Raw genomic sequence first — 23,338 nt, 5'->3', positions numbered from 1 at the left:
GATGAATAAATATCAAGAGGCATTAGACAGATTAGTTAAACATTCGTGTCCACAAAGAACAAGTTGTAATGAATGCGACATGAAAGGCTATTGCAATAGAATTGCAAAGGATTGGATTGATGTTCTGCAAGAATTAGTCGATAAGGCAACACCTAAGAAACCCGCTTTTAATGAAGATTGGAGAGATGAAGAAACAACATCCATCTATGATGAAGATGGATTTATAAATCCCGTTGTATGTGTTTGTCCAAACTGTGGGAAGAACGCAATATGTGTTTCTGAATATGGTAATTATTACAAATGCTGTCATGAATGTGGACAGGCTATTGATTGGAGTGAGGAATAGTGGTTTTAACAGTTACAAAATGTTCTTCTAATATTAAAAAATTATATTTGAATTTCTATGGAAGTAAAAAAGATCTAATTCAATGTATTTGTTTATTGCTAAAAGTAGCAAGAGAGGAAGGGATATTGTAGTGACAGCGCAAGAAATGTTTGAGCAGTTAGGATGGCAATTAAAACAAAATGGTTTGAAAATTATTTATTATAATCCAAACTACAATGAAATATTAGAATTTGATAAAGAATATGAAGAATACTATGTCGAAAATTTAGGGATTGATATGTCAACATTGAAAGCAATCAATAAGCAGTGCAAGGAATTGGGGTGGTTAGATGTTGACTAAAGAAGAATGCTTAGAAGCGTTAAACGCTTTAGACGATTTGGCAAATTTTACATTCAATATCAATAGAGAAGGTAAATATTACAAAACGATTTATCAATTAATCAAAGAACACTTTGACCCGCAACCATACACATTTAGAGAACTAAATAAAGAAATGTGGGTTTGGGATGATAAAGAAAAAGTATGTTTTCAGTGCAATCCTATGATAAGTACAGACATGGCACAATGCGTAACTTATATGTCATATTGGTATAACGATGGAGAAGATTATGATAAATTTCATGAAGAATATGATGAATTTGAAGAAAACCGGTTCTATCCTCTTACAAAAGCATTGCAATATCAAGGAAAGGAAGATGAATGATGAATAAAAAAGAATGTGAAAAAGCAGTAGAAGAAATATGCGAATTGTGCAAAGAAAAGCATGAGGTGTTATATGGATATAAGGGATTAGCGTGTGCGTTTCGCGCCTTTGATAATACAGATTGCGATAAAGTAAGAGTATTCAAACAGTTAATCAAAGAACACTTTGAACTTGTTGATTTAATAGAAAAATGGGGTTTGAATAATTTATCTATTGAAGAACTTGACGAATGGCATGATAGAGTTATTTGGTATGTTCAAAAATGCGATGAATTAAATGATGAATTAACAAAAGTCAATGATTACTATTTTAGAGTAGAAAAAGCAATACAAACTCTTTTTGGAGTTAGTGCTGATGATATATTAGAAATCGAAAAAGGAAAGGATAAGGGATTATGAAAACATTAAATGAAATTGTAAACGAATATGGAGATTATGTTGTAAAAGATGGTTTTATGGATTTTTTGGAAAAACCTGTTTCTATTTCTGTTTGGGATTTAGAAATCGGGGATAAGTATTTCTATATTGATACTGAAGGTTATATCAATTCAGAAACATGGCAAAATGATGCCACTGATAACTTAAGAAGATGTATCGGCAATACATTCCCAACACTAAAAGAAGTCCAATTTGAAAAGAAACGCAGAGAAGTATATGCACAGGTTAAGCGATATGCGCATGAGTTTAGCGATGAAGAATGGTATGATAGTAATATTGAAAAATACTATCCATATTATAAATACAACGATTATTCTATTAACAAATGGTTTAATAGGCATACTCGTCATAGCGGACTTTATTTCCAATCAGAAGCAGACATTGAAAAAGCCATCGAAGCAGTGGGCGAGGAAGATTTCAAGAAATATTATTTTGGTGTGAAGGAGTGAAAAAATACATAATGGTAACGATAAAGGACAAAGTAGAACAGTTTAAGCGTGATTGTAAAAGTAACGACTACTATACCAAAATGGTGCTTGACTGTAATGAACGCTTAGAAGAAATTGCTGTCAAACTGCAGGGGATTAGTTCTCCTGCAGTTAAGGACGTTATATGTGAGAATGCAAATGATTCATATAAAGACAATAAACTATACTGGCTCTATCAAGAAGAGAAGGTATTAAAAGAGCGTGAAGATTACATAAGCAGAATCAATAATGTCAATCGTATGCTGATGAAAATACTTGATCCGGTTGATCGTCAGATGGTGATGGATTTATATATTATGAAACGAAATCATGAATCTATTGCAGATAAATATCATTATGCAAATCGAATGGCTTTATATAAGCATATCAACAAAGTTATTGAAAAAATTGTATAAGAGGATACATTGTAACCAAAAATCTGTGGTATTATGGTAGTGTAGAAATATCCGGCAACTCATATGGTGCTGACGTAATATCCACGTAACAAAAACTATGAGTAAAGCTATCGCACATTATCCGTGTGAAAGGGAAAGAGCGTCTGTATTTGAATGCTCTTTTTTTACACTTTTCCACTTCCTTTTTGAAAAAGAATTTGATAGTCTTTTATTGAAAGGAGGCTATTATGAAGCAATACAGTGAAAAAGACGTTCATAAATTATGTGCATTTGTATTAGGTAAATTGGCATTTCAATATGATATGAAGGATCAATTAGAAAATTTTGGCTTAGATGAAACTTATTCAAGATTGATGATTAAATTGGATAATTTAGGAGATCCTGATTATGAATTTGAGCAAAAACTAAAACGAGAATTAGACAGTATTTTTAAGAAACACTAATATTAAGAAAGGAAGTAGCATCTATAGCGGTGTTTTTCTTTTACCCAAAAAGGAGGTGTTATAAATAATGGCAAAACATTTGACAGATAAACAGAAGAAAAAAATAATTGCAGATTACATTGAATGTGAAAATTACTCAGCAGTTGCCAGAAAATATAAAGTAGCACCTAATACGATTAGACGGATATGTAAAAGTAATCATGAAACTGCAAAAAAAGTACGGCAGAAAAAAGAGGATAACACTAGAAATATCTTGGAACATTTAGAAGAAAAGCGATCTGATGTATGTGAATTGATTGATTTAGTTTTAGAGGAAATGAAAAATCCAGAAAAAATTAAAAGAACAGGGTTACAAGCATTAGCTACATCTTTGGGAATCGTCATTGATAAATTTACTGCCCAAATTCAGCCAAAGACAGAAATACATCCGATGATAGAAGCAATCGCAAAAGCGATGGAGGAAAATAAATGAAGTTATCGGATAAGCAGCAGAGGTTTATTACAATGAAATTCAATCACACTTTAGATGTAGCGGAAGGAACGCCACGAAGTGGAAAGACCACAGCATGTATTGCAAGATATTTTCTATTTTTGAATATATCAAATGATGTAAATCATTTAGTAGTAGGAGCATCACAACAGCAGGCGTTTAGATTAGTCATTGACTGTGATGGGAATGGACTGCTTCATTTATTCGGTAATAAAGCGGTTATTAAACATGATGATCATGGCGACCATTTGGAATGCCAAACCGCAAAAGGCATGAAGAAAGTATATTACAAGGGTGGAGCCAAGGCTGATTCTGATAAGAGCATCAGAGGTCTGTCATTAGGAAGTGCGTACTTTTGTGAAATAGATATTCTACACATGAATATGATACAAGAATGTTTTCGCCGAACGTACGCAGCAGACATTAGATGGCATATTGCTGATCTCAACCCACCAGCTCCGCTTCATCCAGTCATTAGCGATGTCTTTAATGTTCAAAACACAAACTGGACACACTGGACCGTTGATGATAACCCGATTTTAAGCACCGAAAGAAAACAGGAACTTCATGATACACTTATCAAGAATCCGTACCTATATAAACGTGATTGGCTAGGAGAAAGAACAATTCCACAAGGAGTTATTTATTCGATGTTTGATGAACAAATCCATATATTAGATAAATTACCTTTTGACTTTGTACCATTTGAAATGTTTTTTTCAGGAGATGGAGGGTTGACGGATGCGACATCAATCAGCTGTAATCTTATTGGAATGGTAGAGAGTAAATATATAGTGATTCGTGCTGCTAACTGGTATTATGATGGATCAAACAAAGCAATGAGCACCCAAGCCAAAGAAATAGTACGTGATTTCGTTCCTTATTGTAGACATAAATTTAAGATGTTGGAGTCATGCTGGAAGATCGATCCAGCGTGTAAAGCCTTACGAATGGAATTGCGATTGCTGGGAATTGAGACAGATAAAGCCGATAACAACGGTAAGGACGTTAAAGGAAATCGCAAGGGAATTGAGGTTGGAATTGAATATTTACAGAGCGCTATATCTGATGGGCGCTTTTTTGTTGTGAATGACGATCGTTTTGGGTGTGATGACTTTTTAAGAGAAATCGGTATGTATTGTGTCGACGATAACGGTAGACCGATAGATGCGTATAATCATGCAATGGATGAAGCGCGTTATGCAAATAACTATTTTTACAAAAGATACGTGCTTTAAGGAGGTGCAATCGTGTTTGAAAAAATTAAAAGGACGGTGAGAAATTTCATGCAGAGAACTGGTGCAGATTTAGGGATTGCAAAACAATTCAAAGATATATTCGAAATAAACGGAGTACCTTCGTTTAATCAATTCTATTATTTTGGGATATTTATTTGGAAGTATCTATATAGGGGATTCTATAAACCGTGGCATTATGTAAAGGCACCGACAGTTGACAATCCGAACAATATGAGGAAAGTAGAGCCGCTTAACATTGAAAAAGCGGTTTGTGCTGAATTAGCGGGGCTTATTTGGAACGAACAGTGCGAAGTGCACGTTTCGTCAGAGAAAGAGTTAAACGATGGAAAGACAGATCCGCTGGATGACTTCGTTCAAGATGTTCTTTCTAAAAATGCGTTTTGGACAAAAATGCAAGAACATATCGAGCAAAGCATGGCTTTAGGTGGTGGCGCTCTAAAAGTCTGGTATGAAGAAAGGCGCGACGGTAATGGAAACGTGATTCCCGGTGCTGGGCAAATTATGATTGGATATTGTATGGCAGATCAGTTTGTCCCTACTGCTTGGGATAACGCAAAGGTAACAGAAGGAGTGTTCATCAGCAGACAAGCGAAGGATGGCTATTATTATACTCGATTAGAATGGCATCGATGGAATGGACTGACCTATTATATTGAAAATGAAGCATTTAGAGCCGAAAAGCGAGATGTCATCGGCAATGACGGTTTAATGGAGCCGCAGGATATTTTGGGATTTCGATATCCGCTTGCAGAAATTTATCCGTTTTTGAATCCAAGTACTGAAATCAATGGAATCACAGAAAGCCTTTTTGCTTATTATAGAACCGCTATCGCAAATAACATTGACGATAACTCGCCGCTAGGTGTATCTGTTTATGCAAATGCGTTTGCTACATTACATGCACTAGATATTTGCTATGATTCATTTATTCGTGAATTTGTGTTGGGCAAAAAGAGGATTATTGTGCCAACAAGTGCATTACGAACAGTGCATGATCCAATTACGAAAAGAACAGTTAGATATTTTGACGCGAATGACGAAGCTTATGTTGCGTTATCGACAGACGATACAGAGCAACTCAAAATTCAAGATAACTCTATTGAACTGCGTATTGATGAACATATCAGCGCGATCAATGCTTTTCTGAATATGCTGTGTCTGCAATTAGGATTCAGTGCAGGAACATTCACATTCGATCAGTCGCATGGATTGAAAACTGCTACTGAAATCATTAGTGAAAATTCAAAAACATATAAGACTGTACGTGCTAATCAGATGCAAGTGAAAAACGCGATTGAACAGATCGTTCACGGGATCATCAATGTGGCAGCCCTCTATGATGTTAAATGGAACGGTGTTCCGATTTCCAGCATTGCTAAAAATTACAGTGTGAAAGTGGTGTTTGATGATTCTATTCTGCAAGACCGTCAAACAGACATTAACGAAGGTATTATGTTAATGTCAAATGGCGTTATGTCAAAGCGAACATTCATGACGAAAAAGTTAGGAATGACAGATGAAGAAGCAAATCAAGAACTTAACCGAATTAAAGAAGAAAGCGGAGTGAATGCTGATGCAGTAGATGAGTTTTTGCTTGGCGGTGAGGAATAGTGGCAGTTATCACTAGAAATGATATATTAGAAATAGCAGAGCCATTTGAAGCGATGTATGGAAGCATGGCAAATCAGATTATGATACAAATGGCGGAATACATCGGAAAAGATATCGATAAACCTATTGATGTGTGGCAGAAAGAAATGGTGCAACTAATTTCAAGATTATTGAAAGATGTGAAAAGCATTCAGTCTGAATATCCATATTCAGCAACGATCCGAAAAGCGCTAAATGATACTGTAGATGAATCATTAGAAGAGGTAGAGCCAAAATTAAAAAAAGCTGCTGAAAATGGTGTATTGATTGCTACTGAGGCTTATGCTGGAAGCAAGGCTATATCTCTATTAAAAAAGATGAAATCGCAGGAATTTAAGCAAACATTTTCGACGATGAATGCAGTTATGAAAGAAGATGTCGTTCAATCGTTTAGCCGTGCAATTTCAAATGTCATTAGGAACTTCCGAAATAAGATGAATGATCCACGTTACTCAATACTTGATGAAGCCGTTAGAAAAACATATGAAGGAAAAGCAAGACAAAGTGCTGTTGCAGAGGCAATACGACAGATGATTGATGAAAATGTGTCTGGATATATTGATCGAGCGGGCAGGAAATGGAGTGCAGAAGCATATGCAAATATGTACTGTCGTACTAATGTTCATAATATGTCAATCGATGTTGTTCAAAAGCGGAATGAGGACTATGGAAACGATTTGATTCAAGTCGATAAACATGCTGGTGCTCGCCCTTTGTGTGCGCCATATCAAGGAAAGATATTTTCAACATCAGGCAGAAGTGGAACGGTTAAAGACGCACTTGGGAAAAAGCATCGTTTCAAACCGTTATCATCGACTAGTTACGGCGAGCCTGCGGGGTTATTCGGAATCAACTGCGGGCATAATCCGATACCGTTTATTCCCGGGATATCAACATTAGTAAATAAGCCATTAACAAAAGCAGAAATAGAAGAAAATGATGAAGTTTACCAAGAATCGCAGCGGCAACGAGCAATTGAAAGAGAAATCCGAAAAGCAAAAACAGAAGTTGTTGCATTAAAAAAAGCCGGACTGGAAGACAGCGATGATTTTGCAAAGGCATCTGCTAAAATAAAACGCAAGCAGGAAAAAATGAAATTATTTATCGCAGAAACAGGAAGAACTAGAAGGACAGATAGAGAACGTGTAATTTCTTTTAACAAGGATATATTTAGTGAATCTAATCAGGCTGCAAAAAATTATACGTTAAAAAAAGGATATGATTATGCGGTTAAAAAAGGCGATATATCAAGTTTTGTTACGCTTGACATATATAAACAAGTAGCAACAAAAGTTGAAAAAGATCTTGTTGGAAAGACCACAAAAGATGGTATAATGATAACAGGATATAAGACACATTTTATTGATCGAGTAATCGGGCAGTATGAAAGCAGTAATGAGCCAATCAAGGGTATGAGAAAAGGAGTGCCGATTGGTGATGTGCTCGCAACATTAGAGAATCCGGATAAAATTACTGAAAAAGAATCAAATGGTTATAGAAGCCACAATTATGTTTCTAATCTTTGTAATGTGACTGTCAATCCAGATACAGGTAATTTGATTCAAGCAAATCCGCGTGGAGGTAGAAATAAATGATAAAGTTAACAGACGAACAAAAAGCATTTTTGAGAGAGAAATTTGAAAACGCTGAGGAGATGATTTATTCTGATGATGTTAATGATATTTTAGATCCTCTTAATGATCTGATTCTTGAGGAAGGATATGATCCGGGATGGGAATTTAACGATACCGGTAGAAAGTATCAGAAAATATATGATGAGATTTATTGGAACAATTAGCGCTGTTTGGCGCTTTTTATTTTGAAAGGAGAACAATAATGAAATGTAAACATCAGTTTCAAGGACATGCAGATGGAGTAACATGTCTATTATGTGGTTTTCATTTGACACAAGATGAATATGTGAAAATCATGAAAAGTAAAAATAAAGAAAAGCAAGATAAATCTAGAAAGGAGGGATCAAAATGAATCATTATGAAGAGTTAACTGCATTTTTGAAAGTTGTTTATCAAAACCTAGGAGTGTTGCATCATAACGTTGTAGGGCATGGTTTTTTTACGATTCATCCGCAATTAGAAGAGTGGTATAAATATATCGGAGATATGCTCGACGACTTAATTGAACGTGGCATACCTTTGGGACATTCTGAGCCTTCTATCAAAGATGCTATTTTATTATATTCAAACAATCTTCTTCCGGTAGAAGTTAGAGAATGTAATGAAAGTATAAAACTTGCTTATGACGATTTTATTATGGTAGTTGAAAAAGCGACAGTGGTAAAAGAAGATACGCCAGTCGATATTCAAAATAAACTTGATGAATATATTTTTTATCTGCGCAAAGAAGCAGATTACAAAATGCAGCATTATCTAGGAGAGTCTGCTGCTAGACCAAACATCATTGAAGAAGATGATTGAAATAGGTAATTAGCATGAGAAATCATGCTTTTTATATGCGCTGACGTCTTGAAGCGTAAAAACAAGGCAGACCAATGAAAAGGAGATTTCGATTATGGCATTAACAAGAAAAACAGTAAGAAACATCTTACAAAAAGACGGCGAGTTAGACGATAAACTCGAACAGATCATGGCTTTATACGGTGCATCATTTAATGATTACGTTTCAAAAAGCGATATTGAGCAGATAAAAAAAGATGCAATTGATGAGGCGATGAAAGGAAAACCGAATGATTACAAAGAATCGCAAGAATGGAAAGACATGGAGTCTAAAATCGCAGAATATGAGCGCAAGGAACAGATTCGTAATCTGACGGACAGAGGCGTTAAAAATGAGAAGTATGCAGAAATGCTCATCGGAAAATTAGATTCAGAAAAAGATATTGATGAGCAACTTTCATCTTTCAAAGAAGAATATGCAGATATGTTTAACGTCGAAGAAGAAACAAAGCCGCAGTTTGGAAGTGGAACAAAAGGATCGATGCCACAAGGCAATGAAAAACAGTCTTTTGGTGAAATTTGGGGCTTTGTACCGAAAAAGTAGAGGAGTGAAATAAAATGCAAAACTTTAATCAAACACCACTTAATTATGCAGTTGACTATGCAAGAGAACTTGCAAACGCTTATCCGTATTTGAGTTATTTTAGTGAGATTTGGGCTGGTCCTAATAGTCAGAAATATAAACCGGTAAACGGCAAGACAGTTATGATTCCGTCAATGACGACCAGCGGAGCACGTGTTGTTAACCGTGATAGCATTGATGGTACTTTCAATCGCAATTTTAATAACGAATATCAGCCTGTTACGATGGAAATGGATCGTGAGTGGGATACACTTGTTGATCCAATGGATATTCAAGAATCCAATCAAGTTGTTACTATCGCAAATATCACGAAGACTTTCAATGAATTTGAAAAAGTACCGGAGATGGATGTCTATGTTGCATCTCATTTGGCGAATTTTGCGCAAACTTTTGGTACTGCTGATGCTACTGTACTTGATAAAGATAATATCTTATCAACTTGGGACGGTTATTTGGCATATATGGTAAATCAGCGAATCAATCGAGATCGTCTGGTTGCGTACATGACACCTGATATCTATAAATTATTGAAGGAAGCAGCTGGCATCACTCGTTTCATTGACGCTGGAACAGGTATTCGCAATGTTGATCGCAATGTCGGAAAATTAGACGGTGTTGTCATTAAAGAAGTGCCGTCCGACATGATGAAAACGATTTATGATTTCACAAATGGATGGAATGTTGATACGTCTGCTAAGCAGATCAATCTGCTGTTAGTTGATCCGATGGCGATTATTGCTCCAATCGTGTATGAAACGTCAATGATCAGCGCTCCTACTGCACAAACCAAAGGTAAATGGCTGTACTATGAACGTTATTATTACGATGTATTTGCATTGAATAAACGTCGTTGCGGTGTTTTAGCAAATATCAGTGAGCCTGTTTTGGGTACATTAAATGTTACATCAGTCGCAGGGACTGCAAATGAAACTGTATTATCAGTAGATGTTAAACCGTTCTTAGGTCAAAAACTGGTATATCAATTGAACAGTGCAGATCCATCTGTAACATACGGTCAGGATTTATCCAGTTGGAAAGATCTGCCAGCAAACGGCACGGTAACTGTTGATAGTCAAACAAACGCAACAGTAGCGCTTATCAATACGACAAAAGGTGCATTTGCAGTAGCAGCAGGTAATGCAACGATCGTTAAAGGATCGTAATTTGGAGGTGATGGCATGGGCTATATAGACTATGCTTTTTTTACCGATTATTTAGGAAATGAAATTGATAAAAAAACATTTGACAATGTCGTAGCCCCCTCATGCGATATTGTTGATTCCGTAACAGGGTATGAAGTGGCTCGTAATGGGTTGGATTCATACCCTGTATGGATCCAAATGTTATTCAAAAAAGCATGTGCAATGCAGTGCGCATATATCGGACTGTATGGTTTGGATATATCGTACACTGGAGCAGCAGGTCAAGGGTTTACTGTTGGTAAGGTATCTGTCGGGGATGCGCAAAGAGCAGAAGGCAGGCGTTATGCAAATGCCGTTTGTCCTGCTGTTTATGGCTTGTTAGAGCAAACAGGACTTTTGTATAGAGGTATAGCGGTATGCTCAGACCCATTCCACGGCGGATTCTTTCCGACAATGCCATTTTGAAAATACCGACATCTATCGATATATATCAAAAGCCAATGTACGAAACCTATGCTTTGAATGACATTCATGTACAAAATACTAATCAAGTTATCAAAAATACTGAAAATACAGAGGTCGTATTGCGTGCTGTCCTGTTTTTCGACTGTCGCCTGTCTAGTCCAATCGGATTAGATATCTGGTCGCTTGAAAGAGATGCAAACAAGGTAAGCGCTTCGATGAAAGTTGAATATGCAGGAGATACTTACACCGTTGAATCAGTTGATCTCGTTCCTGATGATTGCGGTAATCCTCATCATTATGAATTGGGAATGGTTTAATGAGTGTAAAAATAACTACTAATTATTCAGCTATTACGAAACGTATCAAAAGGGGTGGGCAAGCCTTAAAAGAGCAGGTTACAGAAGCAGTTATCGCATACGGTAATGTGTATTGCCCGGAAGATACAGGCGATCTAAAAAGAAGTGCAATCAGCGCATCGAAACCTCAAGAGGGGAAAGCAATTTGGGATAAAGAATATGCAGCAAAAGCTTATTATGGTATTGATCTGCATTTCTCAAAGGATAGAAACCCAAACGCACAAGCTGGATGGGCAGAAGTGGGTGTTCAAAATCATAAAAAAGAAATTGACGCAACAGCGCAGAAAGCATTTAAGGAGGGAATGAAATGACGGTTTATAATGACGTTTTGAAAGCAGTAATCGGTTTAATGAACGAATCTAAACCGTATTCGACTATCTATGTCGGATCAGATGTTCCTAGAAATGGGATAAGCGTTTTGCCCAATCCTGCGTCTCCAAATGCATTCCTTGACAAAAATGCAGTTGTTGAATGGATTATCGCTTTGAATGGAAAAAATGAAAATCAGATGATCGTGTTTGAAACATTAAATATGATTCATCTATCATTAACTAGGCGAAAGAAATATCCATCATCAATAAATTTTCAAATCTATGACATAGACACGATCGGAAGTCCGCGGTTAATTGGACGTGAGGGAAACGATCAATGGATATATGGCAGTTCGCTGCGAATTAAATTTTATATGAGAGGAGATTAAAAATGAATCAACCGAATTTACTAGTTACATATGGTATTTCTTTAGAAATCAATACAACTCCTGTGGAAGAAGCACCGACATGGACACCGCTTTGTGCCGGATTTAACAACATCACAGAAGCATTAAACGAAGTGCTTCAGCAGTATTTCTTTCTTTGCCAAAAAGGGTTTGCCAATAACTATGTTACAGGCATGGCGCCGGTTGTCACATTAACAGGTGTTCGTATTCTCGGAGATGCTGCACAAGAGTTCATTTTTGGCAATAAATACAAATTGCTGAAAAATAGAGAAACACAGTTGCAGATTACTCGAGCGAATAACGATGATAAAACAACGTCAATTGTTACCGTTCCTGTTACGATGCAGAACATTCAAGAGTATAGCGGAGGTACTACTGACGGTGCAGCTATCAGTGTTGAATTTGCCTTTAATGGCGAGCCAAAGTTAACGAGCGGAACAGTATCGGAAGAATAAGGGAAGCACACGCTTCCCTTTCAAAATGGAGGTAGAACAATGTATCAAATAAAGCGAAGTGAAGTATTGAGTGAAACATTACAGATTGAGTATCACGGTAAGTTTCTAGAAGTAAAATGTGAGATGAACGTTGCGAAAAAAATGCAGGAATACAAGAAAGCATCTAGGAGTGTTAACCTATTGATAGAAGAATCAAGAAAAGGGACATTAGATGATCCTAAAAAATTAGGAGAAGCAATTACCGCACTATTCATCTTAACTTTTGGCGAAGCTGGTACGAAGGATATTGTAGATTTCTATGATGATGATTATGTATCAATGTTATTAGATGTTATGCCTTTTTTCAATGATGTTGTAACGCCTATGTTCAATGATTACAAATCATCTAAAATAAAGCAATTTAAGAAAAATGCAAAACGAAGAAAAATATTCAGATGAAATTTTATGAAGAATTTCCAACTGCAATAGAAATAGCAGGAAAAAAATATACCTTTCGTACATCTTTTGAAACGATTTTGATGTGCCAAGATATTTTGCAAAATAAAGATTTAGAGGATATTGAAAAGTTTGAAATTATGTACAATATTCTCTTCACATTTTTGTCAAAAATCAGAACATGGAAAAAAGATGTAGGCTTCAAAGTTAAAATGATCCGACTTGTCTTTGAAACTTTACAAGATGAACAGAAAAAATCTAAAAAACAAAAGGCATTCGACTTCAAGCAGGATGCAAAAGAAATTTATGCAGGGTTTATGCAGTGTTATGGCATAGACCTTTTTTCGTGCAAACGTTTGCACTGGTGGAAATTCATAGCGCTTTTTAACGGTTTGAGTGCTGATACAAGAATCATGCAGATTATTGATATTAGACAGAGACCGATTCCTGCACCGACGAAATACAATGCAGAAGAACGTGCTGCATTGATTCGCCTGAAAACAGAATACCAACTTGAAATGACGCAGGAAGAGCGAGAGGAACAATTTGCAGATAATCTGTTCGATCTGTTTGAAACATTAAAAAACATGGCAGAAAAGAGGTGATTTGATGCCAGATGGTAAAGTTGTATATGAGGTTGAAACAGATGATTCCAAGGCGATAACAGGGATTAAGAAAACCGAAGAAAAAATAAAAAAATCATCACAAGATGCGGCAAATGCACAGATACAGGACAATAAAGAAGTAACTGCAGATGCAAAAAGTAGTAGTGGGAAAATATCAACTGCATTTTCAAGCGCATTTGATAAGATCAAGTCCAATTCTGGAAGTTTGAAAGATATTGTTACCGGATCATTTGATGAGATAGCAAGCAATATCGGATTGTCGGCTGATACGCTCGCGAAAGCAGGCATTATTGGTGGAATTGCTGCGGTCGGTACAGCCAGTGTAGGAATGGCTGCAAATTATGAAACAGCAATCAATAAATTTGCAACGCAAACAGGGATAGCAAAAGAAGAAATCAGTGATTTTGAAAACGTATTAAAAGACATCTATGCCAACAATTACGGGGAATCAATCGATGATGTAGCAGATGCGGCAGCACGTGTGAAGCAGCAGTTCGATGATATTGATGCAAAAGGCTTGCAAAGTCTTACTGAAAACGCATTAACATTGCGTGATGCGTTTGATATGGATCTGAATGAAACATTGCGAGGTACAGATCAGTTGATGACACAATTTGGTCTAACTGCTGAACAAGCAATGGATTTAATGGCATCAGGCGCCCAACAAGGGTTAAATTACACTGATGAATTAGGAGATAATGTCGCTGAGTATGCCGGCAAATTCGCTCAAGCCGGATACAGCGCTGATGAATATTTTCAGTTGCTGAAAAACGGCACGCAGGGTGGCGCATATAATCTTGATAAGATTAACGATGCTATCAATGAAGTAACGACACGACTTGCTGATGGAACAATAGAGGATTCATTGACTAAGTTCAGTTCAGACACTCAAAATGTTTTTAAGGCATGGCAGAATGGGGAAGCAACTCAAAAAGAAGTCATTGATTCCATTGTGAACGATATTCGAAGTTGTACAAACGAACAAGAAAAACTGACAATGGCAGCTACTGCATTCGGAACAATGGGAGAAGATGCAAATGCAAAGTTTGTTGAATCATTAACATCAGTAGGAGAAGGATTTGAAGATGTCGGCGGTACAATGAATGATGTGAAGAATACTATGAGTGGAGGATTGTCTGCTCAATTTGAAAAATTAAAACGCAATGTGGAAAAACTATTGGTGCCATTAGGAAACTTGCTTATCCCAGTATTGAATACGATAATTAGCGTATTATCTGGTATTATCAATGTATTTGCGGAAGTAAGCGCTGCTTTATTTGGTTGGCTCGGTGATACCGATTCAGTTATAGCATCTATCAAAGGAATTTGGGATGCATTATCATCATGGTGGGGAGATATGTGGAGTGCTGCTTTTTCTCTGTTTGAGAGTGTATGGAATAGTATTTCTTCTTTCATTACAACAATCGTCGAGTATATTGTAAATTTTCTGTCTGATAAATTTAGTGGGGCTGTTAATAATATTTTTTCAATCTTTCAAACTTTTTTTGAAAACATAAAAAATATCTTTGATGCGATTTTGCAATTATTCAGCGGTATCATTGATTTTTTAATAGGAGTCTTTTCAGGCGATTGGGAAAAAGCATGGGAAGGAATAAAAGAAATATTTAGTGGCGTGTGGAATACTTTATCAAGTATTGTTGCTGGTGTATGGGATACGATACTGAGTTTATTTTCTAATGGAGGAAAGATATTCAGTGGGGTTGTTGACGGCATCGCCAATGTCTTCAAAAACATCGTGAATTGCATTTTAGATGGTGTCAATAAAGTGATTCGACTTCCGTTCGATGCTATCAATGGTCTTTTGAACAAAATTAGATCAATTGATATTCCAATCATCGGGCAACCATTCTTGGGATTATGGTCGAAAAATCCTCTTCCGGTTCCGCAGATTCCACGATTAAAAGTAGGTATGGATTTTGTACCAAATGACTATTTTCCAGCGTATTTGGATTATGGAGAGGCGGTATTAACACGGGAAGAGAATGCAAAATTGCGATCATTAGGTGGTATTCAGGGAATAGAAAATCTATTTCACGGTAATGCGTTCATGAATCAAACTCTTGCTATTGATTATGATCGTTTAGCAGCGGCAATGGCGAACGTTGGTATTTTTATGGACGGTAAACAAGTTGGATATATGACGACAAATGGCGTCGATCAGAATATGGGGTTAATCACTAATCGAAAGGGGCGGTTTGGAGTATGAAAGAAGATGTAATGCTAATAGTGAATGACACATCAAAACTAATGATGCGTGACTATGGATTAGGTCTGACAGGATTCAATATTTCACCACCGACAGCCAAAACTTCATTTATTGATATCCCGTATTCAAATGTATCATATGATTTGACGGAATATTTTGGGGAAGTTGCATATAATAGGCGCCCAATTACTCTTTCGTTTGGCTTTGTAAAACCTTTGCCATGTTGGCAAAAAGTGATTGATGAACTAGCCAATACATATCATGGTAGGTTGGTGCGGCTTCGTTTTGTAAGTGCTTCGGATTGGTATTATGAAGGCAGATGTTCAGTTAACAGTACTGATAAAAACGACTATAACAACGCCCAAGTTATATTATCTTTCAATGCACTACCGATGAAAATGAATAAGAAAGGCGAGAAACGATTATGAAATTACTTTTGAAATATGGTGATACCACATTATTTGATTCAGAAACAGATGAATATAAGGCGACGGAGATAAATTTGACTGAACAGGTAAATACGACAAACACACTAGTATTTGTTTTACCAACGCTTAATCCTAATAAAGATATACCGCAAGAATTGATTCCCGGTATTGCCTTATATGAAGATGATGTATTAGTGTTTGAGGGTCGAGTCCTTTATACTGATGATGATATCATTGGGAATCGTACTTTCACATGCGAGGGTTCATTAGCATATTTGCTGGACAGCATCGTTCGCCCGAATACAACGCAGGACACAACGATCAGTGAGTATTTATCAAATCTCATAGACCAACACAATTTACAAGTAGAAGAATCTAAACGCTTCCAGCTTGGTACAGTCACAGTTTCAAATTCTACTGATAACGTCTATCAAATAGACAATGACTATTCGAATACATTAAGTGTGATTCAAGATAAACTTGTTAATCGTTTGGGCGGGTATCTAAGAGTGCGCATGCTGAACGGAGTGCGTTATCTTGATTATCTAGAAAGTTATGATTCTCTATCTAATCAGACTATTGAGTTTCAAAAAAATATACTAGATCTATCAAATCACATCTCATCAGAAAATGTCATTACAGCGCTTATCCCTTTAGGGGCTAAAGATGACACCACTGAATTGCCGTTGACGATTGAATCGGTAAATGGCGGTAAGGACTATATATTCGATCAAACAGCAGTAAATTTATTTGGATGGATCTATGGCACACAGACATGGGACGATGTAACACTTCCGCAAAATCTTCTCACAAAAGGGCAAGCGGCATTGCAGGCAAACATCGAAAATTCAGTTAGTATTTCTATTACAGCATTCGATATGTCGCTGGTAGATGCTGATATTGATAAGATATATCTAGGTGATTCTGTGAAAGTAATATCTACGCCTCATGATCTAGATAAATACTTTATTGTGAAAAAGCGTGAGAAAAAGTATATGAATCCGGAAAATTCAAGTATTACACTAGATACGGTCATTGAACGAAATACTGATAAGGTATCATCAACTGATAAGACACTGCAGGAAGCCGTAAATGTAACTATCCCAGGTCAGATTCAGCAGATGATTGATTATCAGACTCAGTTAATATTAGGTGGTAAGGGCGGGTATGTCGTATTTGGAATGAACGAGCAAAACCAGCCAGAGGAAATCTATATTTTAGATAAACCTACTGTAAATGATGCCGTTAATATTATTAGAATGAATAAAAACGGTATAGGTTTTTCAAATAGTGGAATCAATGGACCATATACAAGCGCATGGACCATTGATGGAAAATTTAATGCGGACTTTATATCTGCTGGTACTTTAACAGGTATTCTCATCAAAGGTACTACTATTGAGGGTGGTTTCATAAGAGGTTCTGCCATTACAACTGATCAAGATTTGACTGTTGGCAATAATATCTATATGAATGCTCAAAATGAAACTGCTACTAAGCAGATATATATGTCGAATACTGGGAGGATAAGGTTTACTAAGCAAACTGATGGAAATTCTGTTGAAATGATTTCTTCAAGTGGAGCAAACTATGCAAATTTATCAACAATAGCAGGAGAATATTCTATTATTGTTTTTAATTTGAAAGATAGTAAAGGCACGCTGAATATACAATTTTCAACATCAGGTATAATATTTGATACTGATTTAACATGTCTGAAAAATCTAAATGTATTGGGAACAAAAAACCGTCTAGTTAAAACGCAGAATTACGGTAATCGCTTAATGAATGCGATTGAGTCTACATATGCCGTGTTTGAAGATTTCGGAACTGCAATTACTGATGAAAAAGGTTATTGCAGCATTGAATTAGATCCTATCTTTTTAGAAACTGTGAACACTGATTATCCATATCAGTGTTTTTTAACGCCACTCAGTGATGATTTGTCAGCAAGAATAAATATATCGTACAAAGGTAAAACTGCGTTTTCGGTAATTGGTACACCCAATACTGTCTTTGATTGGCGAATTGTGGCGCGTCAAAGAGGATATGAAAACACAAGAATGGAGGTGCAAGAATGATTTTTGCGACAATAACTCAGAAAGGATTGCTTTTGTCAGCTGACACCTACGATATACCGGCGCAATACTCTAATAATATTCAACTTAAATTTGTTCAAGATGAAAATTATGAAGGATGGACGCCAACGGTACAAGCTGGAGTATTTGACTCATCTATAATCGAGTGCGCTGACATTTATTATTGCACTCCGCTTGTAATATCTGATGGTATTATTGCTCTTGCTAATAATGTTATGGCTCAAGATGGATATTTAGTATTGAGTATCACGCTTACCAAAGATAGTGAAAATATCGTATTACTGCCGATCGCATTCAAAGTTCATGCTAGTGTAGGAAAATTAGATATTCTACCGCCTAGCGATGATGTTTGGCAGCAAGTAGTAATGGCGTTTATGGATCAATGGATAAAAGATAGCAATATTGAGCAGGATATAAAATCACTCATTGATACAGCAGAAACTCAGCAGAAAAATGTAAACGAATTAGTTTCTGATATCAATAATAAGTTAGAAAATGGTGATTTTACGCCAACTATAAGTGTTGGAGAGACAATAACTGGAGATCCCGGAACTAATGCAAATGTGGAAATGACCGGCACTAAAGAAAGTCCGGTATTATCTTTTACCATTCCAGAGGGAAAAGTGGGAGCACAAGGTCCACAAGGCATTCAAGGAGAAACAGGGGCTACTGGTCCTCAAGGCCCTGCCGGCCCTGCAAATACTATACAGATAGGTACAGTTGAAAAGGGCGAAACAGCATCAGCGACAATAACCGGAGATGCGCCAAATCAAGTTCTAAATCTCGTCTTACCCAAAGGGGACAAAGGCGACAAAGGTGATAAAGGCGATACTGGTGCAACTGGTCCACAAGGCGCAACAGGTGCAACAGGTGCTACTGGACCTCAAGGACCACAAGGACCGACGGGCGCAACAGGTCCACAAGGACCGCAAGGACCAGCTGGTATTGTTCCGGGTAATGTTAAAAAAATGTATGCGATGAGCGCTGTTTTTACTGTCAATAATGCTACGTGGTTTCAATTACTTACCAATGCACAAGTCAATAGTTACCTAGGTGTAAGTAATAGTAATAATACGAATACTGCAATATTTGTTTCTAATGGCGATGGAGTCTCACAAAATGTAAAAACTGCTAATGCTTATTATGCCAATGGGGCGTGGAATGTATCGCTTATATCCAGTACAAGCGGTTCTTTTAGGGTTAATATGTTAATTGTGTATTGGGGGTGATGAAATTATGAGACAAGTATATTTAAGAGTTGAAGAAAAAGGAAAAATCACTGCTTTATTTTATGAAAAAGCAGACACATTGACGGAAATATCAGTTGAGGATGATTTTGATGATATAAGTATTTTCGACTACAAAGTTTCAGAAGGTGCTTTAGTTAGATTGACTAACGAAGAGAAAGAGGAATTTTACCCTATTTCAATGGCAGAAAAACAAGAAAGCATATTGAAAGAAATGATGGCAGAATCGGCTAGAACGACTTTTCTTTTGGCACTTCCTGATGCGAAAGCGGCAACTATTCCATATTGTTATCCAAGTTGGCAATCATATATCGGCTACAAATTGGAAAAAGATGTGCAGGTTGAGTATGATGGCGCACTATGGAAAACACGTCAAGAAATCCCGACAGTGTTAGAAAATCAATTCCCATCTATTGATACTGCTGCACTGTATGATCGTATTGACGTTGAGCATGCAGGAACGCTTGAAGATCCTATCCCATATGCAAACACAATGGAAGTGTTTAAGGATAAATACTACCTAGAAGATGGAATCATCTATCTATGTCTGGAAGATAGCGGACAGCCGCTATATGCAAGTTGTAAGGATCTACCTAGATATTTCGTAGTAAGCCCTAGAATGGCATAAAACTTAACTAGAAAAGAGGAAAAATTATGAAAAACATTAACTGGGAAACACGTATTAAAAACAAAGCATTTTGGGTAGCCTTAATTCCTGCTACTTTATTGTTAGTTCAGGTTGTAGCAGCGGTATTTGGCTATACACTTGATCTTGGCGATTTAGGAAATAAGTTATTAGCAGTTGTAAATGCTTTATTCGCTGTATTGGCAATCTTAGGTATTGTGGTTGATCCAAATACAGAGGGTGTGGCAGATAGTGAACGAGCACTTAATTATACTGAACCAGCAAAAAACTGTAATCATGTAGGAGAATAAATCGTGGAATGGTTTGTGCAAACTACATATACTGTGTCATTGCCGGTATTATTAGGATATATAGTATGGCTTTTGAAAGAGCAAAAGAAAACTAGAGATGCAAATAGCGAAGGAACAAAATGTCTTTTAAGAGTTAAACTTATTGAATATCATGATAAGTATATTAGATTAGGCTACATTCCATCTTACGTTTTAACAAATTGGGATGAGATGTACAAAGCGTACAAGGGATTGAACGGAAATGGCATGATTGAAGGAATGGATAAGGTGATTAGATCATTGCCAATAAATGAAAAACACTAGGAGGTAATTCATAATGAGTATTATTATTGATATTTCAGAGCATCAGGGTAAAGTAGATTTATCGGCAGCAAAAAAGAGCATTGCAGGTGTAATTGCTCGTTGCTCTTACGGATGGGATAACACAAAGCAGATTGATAAGCAATGGACGAACAATGCGAAACAGGCAAATGAATTAGGCATTCCATTAGGTGCATACCATTTCGCATATGCACGAAACGCAGCTGAAGCAAAAGCAGAGGCGCGAATGGCTTTATCTGCAATCAAAGGATACAAAGTGCGAGTATTATATTATGATATGGAATACAGTGCTTTTCAGGGCAATTTAACCGCTGAAAAGGCATATGAGATTGCTAAAGCGTTCTGTGATGAGATTGAAGCAGCAGGCATTCCAGTCGGAATCTATGCGAATGAAAACTGGTTCCGTACTAAATTAACAGCAGACGGTTTCAAGGCATGGACCTTGTGGCTTGCAAATTATGGAAGCAATAACGGTCAAGATAACTGGGGCGGTAAGTTGCAGTATAATCCATTTGGAAATGTGCTGTTGCACCAGTTTACATCTCTTGCTAAAAATGGCGCATTGAAAGGTATTCAAGGCATTCCGTCAGAAGGACTTGATGCGAGTACAGATCAAGGCTGGTTACAAACATGGAGTAAAGATTATGTGTACGGAACAGCGCAAGATTCAGTAGAAAATAAACCTACTGAAAACAAAATTGCAGTCGGTTCGAGCGTCCGTCCGACTAAAGCAGTGTCTTATGACGGTGTGAGCCTATTGGCGAGCGTTACTAAAAACAACTATCCTGTTATTGAATTAAAAGGCGATAGAGCAGTTTTAGGTAATGGCTTGAATACAGCTTTCCATGTTTCAGACTTAATGCTTGTTACTGAAACAAAAACACTTAAAGTAGGAATGAAAGCAAAACCGATTAAGGCAGTATCATATGATGGAGTAAGTCTGCTTTCCAGCGTTACATCAAAATCATATACGGTAATTGAAGTAAAAGGCAATCGTATCGTATTAGGCGATGGTCTAAACACTGCATTCAATATCAATAACTTAACATATTAAGAAATACCCCCATTCCAATAAAGGAGTGGGGGATTTTTTATTGTGTGTGAGAAAATGTTTATATCAATCATGACTAAAAATAGCATTTTTTTTGCTTATATCTCACACATATCTCACATATAAGGAGAATGAAACTATAAAAAAACCGCATAATTATGCGATTTTTCTTCGGTTTACTAGCGGTTGTAAAATTCTACTACCAGCAGCTCGTTGATTTCCTGATTCAGCTCGCTGCGTTCCGGCAGACGTACATAAGTACCTTTTTTCGCATCCTTATCAACGGTTACGAAAGCCGGTGTATTCAATGTTGCTTCTAATGCTTCATTGATGGCGGTCATGTTCTTTGACTTTTCTTTCACTTCGATCACAGAACCTAATTTGATCTGTGCGGAAGGGATGTCCACCTTCTTGCCGTTTACCAGAATATGTCCGTGATTGACCAGCTGACGAGCAGCGCGGCGTGTGCGGGCAAATCCCATGCGGTAAACTAAGTTATCCAAACGAGATTCCAGCATGAATAAGAAATTGTGGCCGGTAACACCTTCCTTTTTAGATGCTTTCTTGAAAGTGTTGTAGAACTGGCGTTCATTTACCTGGTACATGTTGCGGATTCTCTGTTTTTCACGTAACTGTAAACCATAGTTTGTTAATTTTACACGTTTTGTAGGTCCGTGCTGACCTGGTGCGTACTGGCGTCTTTGCAGTTCTTCACCGGTTTCCAAGATCGAGAATCCCAGACGGCGAGAAACTTTCCAGACAGGTCCGTTCATTCTTGACATAATGTGTCCTCCTTATTGTTTATTTTGACGATAAACAATAACAGGTGTAAATCATCCATGCAGGGTGTTGCTCCATACGACATCCTCGCTCTTACAGCAAAGTTACCCGATGCCCCACAAATCACTGTGTGAACAACGCGAAACTGCACGACTTTACATGCTGCTATCATTTGACGCTTCATTATCTTAACAAATGCCTGACGGAAAGTCAAATAAAATATCGATGAAATGCAGAAAAAAACAGGCAAAGACAGCGCATCTTTGGATCGTTTTGAGAAAAATGTAGTCCTTTTGACAGTGCAGGCGTAAAGCATTCTGGAAAGAACGCCGTGCATTGTCGTCTTTCCTGTGGTATAATCAGTAACAAAAGACGAGGAAGTGATGAAGTGAAAATCGGTGAATTTGAGGAAGAGGCAGTTTTGATCAGTGCCCGGCAGCAGTTTCCTGATCAGGTGCCGGTCTATGTCAAAAGCGATCTATATTTGCATGGAGTGGAAAGCGGCGCTTATAAAAGCGATCTGTACGATGATACGATCTATGTGAGTACGGAATACGGCTATCATCACGTCATGGTGCAGGGCAATTTGACAAGCGTTAAGATCGGCATTGCCTGTATTTTGCTGAAGGATGAGGAATACCAGGTCATCTATGACAGCAAGGATCGCTATTATGTGGCAGTAGCGGAAAAAGACGGCTATCAGTTTATCGAATATGACGCTTTTTTGAAACAGGTGGTTGCCACGCTGAAAAAATTAACGGAAAACGGCGATGAGTAGTAGTG

General features: G+C 37.1%; 33 protein-coding genes. 32 read left to right on the top strand and 1 reads right to left on the bottom strand.

The annotated features are described in order from the left end of the window. Nucleotide 1: 1 nt before the first annotated feature. From C1712_RS03970 to C1712_RS03825, 31 genes are all read left to right on the top strand, one after another. A complete protein-coding gene (locus C1712_RS03970; protein ID WP_102267007.1) occupies nucleotides 2-346 on the top strand; it encodes a hypothetical protein in 345 nt (114 codons plus the stop codon). Between the two features lie 82 nt (nucleotides 347-428). Continuing rightward, nucleotides 429-686 (top strand): hypothetical protein, encoded by a 258-nt coding sequence (locus tag C1712_RS03965; protein WP_102267005.1) that lies wholly within the window; start codon nucleotides 429-431, stop codon nucleotides 684-686. Next, nucleotides 679-1,050 (top strand): hypothetical protein, encoded by a 372-nt coding sequence (locus C1712_RS03960; protein ID WP_180963064.1) that lies wholly within the window; start codon nucleotides 679-681, stop codon nucleotides 1,048-1,050. Before C1712_RS03965 ends, C1712_RS03960 begins: the two co-directional genes overlap by 8 nt. Beyond that, on the top strand, nucleotides 1,050-1,448 hold the full coding sequence (locus C1712_RS03955; protein ID WP_102267001.1) for a hypothetical protein: 399 nt from the start codon (nucleotides 1,050-1,052) through the stop codon (nucleotides 1,446-1,448). The genes C1712_RS03960 and C1712_RS03955 overlap by 1 nt, the downstream gene beginning before the upstream one ends. After that, nucleotides 1,445-1,936 (top strand): hypothetical protein, encoded by a 492-nt coding sequence (locus C1712_RS03950; protein WP_102266999.1) that lies wholly within the window; start codon nucleotides 1,445-1,447, stop codon nucleotides 1,934-1,936. Before C1712_RS03955 ends, C1712_RS03950 begins: the two co-directional genes overlap by 4 nt. Nucleotides 1,937-1,947: 11 nt before the next feature. Continuing rightward, nucleotides 1,948-2,370 (top strand): hypothetical protein, encoded by a 423-nt coding sequence (locus C1712_RS03945; protein ID WP_102266997.1) that lies wholly within the window; start codon nucleotides 1,948-1,950, stop codon nucleotides 2,368-2,370. 227 nt (nucleotides 2,371-2,597) lie between these two features. Beyond that, nucleotides 2,598-2,813 (top strand): hypothetical protein, encoded by a 216-nt coding sequence (locus C1712_RS03940; protein ID WP_102266995.1) that lies wholly within the window; start codon nucleotides 2,598-2,600, stop codon nucleotides 2,811-2,813. Between the two features lie 67 nt (nucleotides 2,814-2,880). Next, nucleotides 2,881-3,285: a helix-turn-helix domain-containing protein gene (locus C1712_RS03935; RefSeq protein ID WP_102266993.1), complete on the top strand. Its 405-nt coding sequence runs from the start codon at nucleotides 2,881-2,883 to the stop codon at nucleotides 3,283-3,285. Next, entirely contained in the window at nucleotides 3,282-4,541 is a 1,260-nt protein-coding gene (locus C1712_RS03930; RefSeq protein ID WP_102266991.1) for a PBSX family phage terminase large subunit, read from the top strand. Before C1712_RS03935 ends, C1712_RS03930 begins: the two co-directional genes overlap by 4 nt. A 12-nt stretch (nucleotides 4,542-4,553) precedes the next feature. Beyond that, complete coding sequence (locus C1712_RS03925) at nucleotides 4,554-6,173, top strand: phage portal protein (protein WP_102266989.1); 1,620 nt, start codon at nucleotides 4,554-4,556, stop codon at nucleotides 6,171-6,173. Next, on the top strand, nucleotides 6,173-7,807 hold the full coding sequence (locus tag C1712_RS03920; RefSeq protein ID WP_102266987.1) for a phage minor capsid protein: 1,635 nt from the start codon (nucleotides 6,173-6,175) through the stop codon (nucleotides 7,805-7,807). The genes C1712_RS03925 and C1712_RS03920 overlap by 1 nt, the downstream gene beginning before the upstream one ends. Then, nucleotides 7,804-8,010: a hypothetical protein gene (locus C1712_RS03915; RefSeq protein ID WP_102266985.1), complete on the top strand. Its 207-nt coding sequence runs from the start codon at nucleotides 7,804-7,806 to the stop codon at nucleotides 8,008-8,010. Before C1712_RS03920 ends, C1712_RS03915 begins: the two co-directional genes overlap by 4 nt. Beyond that, the gene (locus C1712_RS12620) at nucleotides 7,998-8,198 is read left to right on the top strand and encodes a hypothetical protein (protein ID WP_219718834.1); all 201 of its coding nucleotides are present in this window, start codon (nucleotides 7,998-8,000) and stop codon (nucleotides 8,196-8,198) included. Before C1712_RS03915 ends, C1712_RS12620 begins: the two co-directional genes overlap by 13 nt. Further along, entirely contained in the window at nucleotides 8,195-8,647 is a 453-nt protein-coding gene (locus C1712_RS03910; RefSeq protein WP_102266983.1) for a ferritin family protein, read from the top strand. The genes C1712_RS12620 and C1712_RS03910 overlap by 4 nt, the downstream gene beginning before the upstream one ends. Before the next feature lie 94 nt (nucleotides 8,648-8,741). After that, entirely contained in the window at nucleotides 8,742-9,230 is a 489-nt protein-coding gene (locus C1712_RS03905) for a phage scaffolding protein (protein WP_102266981.1), read from the top strand. Between the two features lie 14 nt (nucleotides 9,231-9,244). Then, complete coding sequence (locus C1712_RS03900; protein ID WP_102266980.1) at nucleotides 9,245-10,432, top strand: hypothetical protein; 1,188 nt, start codon at nucleotides 9,245-9,247, stop codon at nucleotides 10,430-10,432. 15 nt (nucleotides 10,433-10,447) lie between these two features. After that, nucleotides 10,448-10,876, top strand: coding sequence for a head-tail connector protein (locus C1712_RS12540; protein WP_146003308.1), 429 nt, complete (start codon nucleotides 10,448-10,450; stop codon nucleotides 10,874-10,876). Then, nucleotides 10,828-11,193, top strand: coding sequence for a putative minor capsid protein (locus tag C1712_RS03890; RefSeq protein ID WP_102266976.1), 366 nt, complete (start codon nucleotides 10,828-10,830; stop codon nucleotides 11,191-11,193). The genes C1712_RS12540 and C1712_RS03890 overlap by 49 nt, the downstream gene beginning before the upstream one ends. Further along, on the top strand, nucleotides 11,193-11,543 hold the full coding sequence (locus tag C1712_RS03885) for a minor capsid protein (RefSeq protein WP_102266974.1): 351 nt from the start codon (nucleotides 11,193-11,195) through the stop codon (nucleotides 11,541-11,543). Before C1712_RS03890 ends, C1712_RS03885 begins: the two co-directional genes overlap by 1 nt. Next, the gene (locus C1712_RS03880; protein WP_102266972.1) at nucleotides 11,540-11,932 is read left to right on the top strand and encodes a hypothetical protein; all 393 of its coding nucleotides are present in this window, start codon (nucleotides 11,540-11,542) and stop codon (nucleotides 11,930-11,932) included. Before C1712_RS03885 ends, C1712_RS03880 begins: the two co-directional genes overlap by 4 nt. 2 nt (nucleotides 11,933-11,934) lie before the next feature. Next, nucleotides 11,935-12,405 (top strand): phage tail tube protein, encoded by a 471-nt coding sequence (locus C1712_RS03875; protein ID WP_102266970.1) that lies wholly within the window; start codon nucleotides 11,935-11,937, stop codon nucleotides 12,403-12,405. A gap of 39 nt (nucleotides 12,406-12,444) precedes the next feature. After that, complete coding sequence (locus tag C1712_RS03870) at nucleotides 12,445-12,843, top strand: hypothetical protein (protein ID WP_102266968.1); 399 nt, start codon at nucleotides 12,445-12,447, stop codon at nucleotides 12,841-12,843. Then, on the top strand, nucleotides 12,840-13,445 hold the full coding sequence (locus tag C1712_RS03865) for a Gp15 family bacteriophage protein (RefSeq protein ID WP_102266966.1): 606 nt from the start codon (nucleotides 12,840-12,842) through the stop codon (nucleotides 13,443-13,445). The genes C1712_RS03870 and C1712_RS03865 overlap by 4 nt, the downstream gene beginning before the upstream one ends. Nucleotides 13,446-13,449: 4 nt before the next feature. Then, complete coding sequence (locus C1712_RS03860) at nucleotides 13,450-15,693, top strand: phage tail tape measure protein (protein WP_102266964.1); 2,244 nt, start codon at nucleotides 13,450-13,452, stop codon at nucleotides 15,691-15,693. Beyond that, nucleotides 15,690-16,121, top strand: a complete 432-nt coding sequence (locus C1712_RS03855; RefSeq protein ID WP_102266962.1) for a hypothetical protein — start codon at nucleotides 15,690-15,692, stop codon at nucleotides 16,119-16,121. Before C1712_RS03860 ends, C1712_RS03855 begins: the two co-directional genes overlap by 4 nt. Continuing rightward, a complete protein-coding gene (locus tag C1712_RS03850; protein WP_102266960.1) occupies nucleotides 16,118-18,202 on the top strand; it encodes a phage tail protein in 2,085 nt (694 codons plus the stop codon). Before C1712_RS03855 ends, C1712_RS03850 begins: the two co-directional genes overlap by 4 nt. Further along, a complete protein-coding gene (locus C1712_RS03845; protein ID WP_219718833.1) occupies nucleotides 18,199-19,449 on the top strand; it encodes a collagen-like protein in 1,251 nt (416 codons plus the stop codon). The genes C1712_RS03850 and C1712_RS03845 overlap by 4 nt, the downstream gene beginning before the upstream one ends. A gap of 7 nt (nucleotides 19,450-19,456) precedes the next feature. Beyond that, complete coding sequence (locus C1712_RS03840; RefSeq protein ID WP_102266958.1) at nucleotides 19,457-20,095, top strand: hypothetical protein; 639 nt, start codon at nucleotides 19,457-19,459, stop codon at nucleotides 20,093-20,095. Nucleotides 20,096-20,121: 26 nt separating this feature from the next. Then, entirely contained in the window at nucleotides 20,122-20,403 is a 282-nt protein-coding gene (locus tag C1712_RS03835; RefSeq protein WP_102266956.1) for a phage holin, read from the top strand. 3 nt (nucleotides 20,404-20,406) lie between these two features. After that, nucleotides 20,407-20,706: a hypothetical protein gene (locus tag C1712_RS03830; protein WP_102266954.1), complete on the top strand. Its 300-nt coding sequence runs from the start codon at nucleotides 20,407-20,409 to the stop codon at nucleotides 20,704-20,706. A 13-nt stretch (nucleotides 20,707-20,719) separates the two neighbouring features. Further along, the gene (locus C1712_RS03825; protein WP_102266952.1) at nucleotides 20,720-21,778 is read left to right on the top strand and encodes a GH25 family lysozyme; all 1,059 of its coding nucleotides are present in this window, start codon (nucleotides 20,720-20,722) and stop codon (nucleotides 21,776-21,778) included. 176 nt (nucleotides 21,779-21,954) lie between these two features. On the opposite strand, the gene rpsD is transcribed toward C1712_RS03825, so the two are convergent. After that, a complete protein-coding gene (gene rpsD, locus C1712_RS03820) occupies nucleotides 21,955-22,557 on the bottom strand; it encodes a 30S ribosomal protein S4 (RefSeq protein WP_102266950.1) in 603 nt (200 codons plus the stop codon). A gap of 386 nt (nucleotides 22,558-22,943) precedes the next feature. On the opposite strand from rpsD, the gene C1712_RS03810 reads away from it, so the two are divergent. Further along, complete coding sequence (locus C1712_RS03810; protein ID WP_102266946.1) at nucleotides 22,944-23,333, top strand: hypothetical protein; 390 nt, start codon at nucleotides 22,944-22,946, stop codon at nucleotides 23,331-23,333. Nucleotides 23,334-23,338: the final 5 nt, after the last annotated feature.

The organism is Massilicoli timonensis (assembly GCF_900199515.1).
In the GTDB taxonomy this organism is placed as follows: domain Bacteria; phylum Bacillota_I; class Bacilli_A; order Erysipelotrichales; family Erysipelotrichaceae; genus Massilicoli; species Massilicoli timonensis.
This window is presented reverse-complemented; position numbering and strand designations above follow the sequence as displayed.